Annotated in this window: 2 protein-coding genes and 1 pseudogene; all 3 read left to right on the top strand. The window is 26.3% G+C overall.

Annotated elements, in window-relative coordinates; genetic code table 11:
* Positions 1 to 215: pseudogene (locus IR152_RS19590) on the top strand (helix-turn-helix domain-containing protein); the annotation flags it as partial.
* Between the two features lie 309 nt (positions 216 to 524).
* Positions 525 to 773, top strand: coding sequence for a hypothetical protein (locus IR152_RS19585; protein WP_227453498.1), 249 nt, complete (start codon positions 525 to 527; stop codon positions 771 to 773).
* Between the two features lie 15 nt (positions 774 to 788).
* Entirely contained in the window at positions 789 to 1334 is a 546-nt protein-coding gene (locus IR152_RS19580) for a tyrosine-type recombinase/integrase (protein WP_227453497.1), read from the top strand.
* Positions 1335 to 2753 lie beyond the last annotated feature (1419 nt).

Raw genomic sequence — 2753 nt, 5'->3', positions numbered from 1 at the left:
AGATAAATACAAAAACAGGCAAATGGTTTGGTAGACAAAAAGTAACTAAGGAGCTTTTAGAAACCAACAAAGAATTTATAAAATATTATAATAAAATCAATGATGGAAGCTTAAAGAAGAATGAAGTTGCAAAGATATTAAACATTGGAAGAACTACATTGTATGAGTGGATAAAAATATTCGAGGGTGGAGAAATAAAAAGGAGTGTTAGGTAGTTACTTTGATATATATTAATTAAATGCCTAAAGATTTATATACACAAAAAAATTACAAAATATATACACAATTCCTACATAAGTTGTATAGACTTTACATTAATAAATAGATATAATTGTATTATAGAAAAGTGTATGTATTAATAATTTAATATCTTTTGAGAGCCAAAGCCTAGTTTTAGATTTTTGTTGATAAAATACAAAGTCTAATTTTATTAGGCTTTTTTTTATTACCTAAATTAAGGTTAAATGGGTAAATCAAGGTTAAGCAAGTAAATTAAGAAAAATAAAAACATGAAAGGGGACATTATGAAAGAGACTAAAAGAAGTTATAGAAAAATACCAAAATTAGATTTGAGAAAAGTAAAATTAGCAGATGTATTTGAAAAGAATAAATCGGGAGTTTTTAGAGTTGATGAAGCTGACGAGCAACTTTTACATGATTGCTTAGATGAAACTAAAAGTATAAGAGAAGAAAAGCATCTTGCTTGGCAAATACAATCCAAAGGGAAAAGTGTATATTGTGTTTTTTATGAACACCCATTTTGGGATTTATAAATAGGAGTGATTTAAATGAGAGTAGAACCTATTGAAAATAAAAAAGATATAGAGAAGCTTAAAAGATATTTTAGAAACAAAGGTAAAATAAGAGATTTAACCCTAATAACTTTAGGGTTAAATACTGGCTTTAGAATAGAGGATATTTTAAAACTAAGAGTCAAAGACGTATACAAGAAAAAAGAAATAAATATAAAAGAAAGTAAGACAGGGAAAAGAATAAGAAAGCCCATAAATGATAGTTTGAAAGAAATATTAGATATATATTGTAAAGATAAACCAACTAATGAATACCTATTTAAAAGTCAAAAGGGAGAGAATGAAGCAATAAGCACTACACAAGCATATAGAATTATTAAAAAAGCTTCAAAAGCTTGTAGGATAAAATTAAACATAGGTACTCATAGCATGAGGAAAACGCATGGTTTACATATATTTAGGGATGAAGGAATTGAAGTAGCACAAAGAGCTTTAAATCATGCTAATCAAATAGATACATTAACTTATATTGGGATAGTACAGAAACAAGCTGATAATGCTATTATGAAACTTAATTTATAATTAAAAATGTATGATTTTCTTGGCTATTTTTACATTTTATAAATAGTGCTTAACTAAATAACCTTGTATTTGAGCAATTGCAATGGATAAAGACAACTAAAATAAATGTAATAGTTTATACTAATCGTACATTTTTTTATATACCTCTATGTATTGCTATTACTGGCATAGATATTGTTTTTATCTTGTTTAGAAAAAATGACTATTATTAATTGATTATTAAATGAGAATAAAAGTATATTGAATCTTAATTTTATAATATTTCAAAATTACTAAACTAAATGAAAAAACAACTCGAAAAAACCTTTTAATTCAAGTGAAATCAATGTATATAGTTATTTATTTTACTGTATTTTTGAAATAAAGTTACAATCTATATATTTTGTTTTATTAAAACTCACTTGATTTAGATTGAAACAACTCAATTAAGGACTTTAAACAAAGCTATACCAATACATATAAGGCTATTTGATTCACCACAAAAAAGTGCAATAATTAGCCCTCCTTTGATAAAAATAACCATTTTAAATTAAAAAATGTGAACCGAGGTAGGTATATGGCTTCGGAGATAGGCGTTGTTTTGTGTAAGGTGTGGGGGTGGGGTGTTGCAACTTAAAATCATGGTTGCAGATGCAAAAATACATTAGTAAAGCTATGTAAAATATTACTACTAAAGATAGTCGGAGTTGTTTAAAACGCTATACTTGGCTAATAAAGGATATAAATATTTACATATGGTTAAATGTCGGGAAATAAAGAGTTTGCATATGCAACTACACCCCTAAAAAGTATATAAGTTGCAATGTCTATATAGCACTTATAAAAAGGAATGATTTGAATATTAACATTAAAACTAAAGAAGTTAGCAATTGCAATGTATTAAGGAGAGAATTATATATATAATCTTAAAATAAATAGAAACATAATATCAAATTAATGCTATGTTTTGATGAGTATATGCTCGATAGAAATATATATAATACGCCCCCCATCACATTTAATAAGTAAATAAAGATAGAGGACTGGAAGGAGTACATATTTTTCACAGAAAGCCAAAAAATGAGATTTTCATGGAAAAGTTTTTAGAATGTCAGAAAGTAGGTAAAGTATTTATATTTATCCATAAAATCTTTAAGAGCTTGACTAATAATATCTTGTACCCCTTATAGCTTCTAGTGACTATATTGCCTTTGAAGTCGTCTATATTTAGTTAATCAGCCCCAACTACTTTATTACTACTTTGTGATTCATACCAACTATATACTTTTTCATGCCACCATAATTTCATTAGGCTTTGCCTAACCACACAAATAGTTTTGGGACAAAAACTCATTAATGCTCTTTTTTTAAAAATAACTTTATAAAACAAATAAATAAGGGCTTATAAAAAGAAATGAAGCCTTTATATAAAAAGAAAGT

It is taken from the genome of Clostridioides sp. ES-S-0108-01 (assembly GCF_020662285.1).
Lineage (GTDB): Bacteria > Bacillota > Clostridia > Peptostreptococcales > Peptostreptococcaceae > Clostridioides.
Note: the sequence above shows the minus strand (reverse complement) of the source record. Positions and strands in the feature narration are given on the sequence as shown.

What these genes read in the sequence shown, in the direction of transcription:
- IR152_RS19580 (WP_227453497.1), top strand. Translation starts at nt 789, where the DNA reads ATGAGAGTAGAACCTATTGAAAATAAAAAAGATATAGAGAAGCTTAAA.
- IR152_RS19585 (WP_227453498.1), top strand. Translation starts at nt 525, where the DNA reads ATGAAAGAGACTAAAAGAAGTTATAGAAAAATACCAAAATTAGATTTG.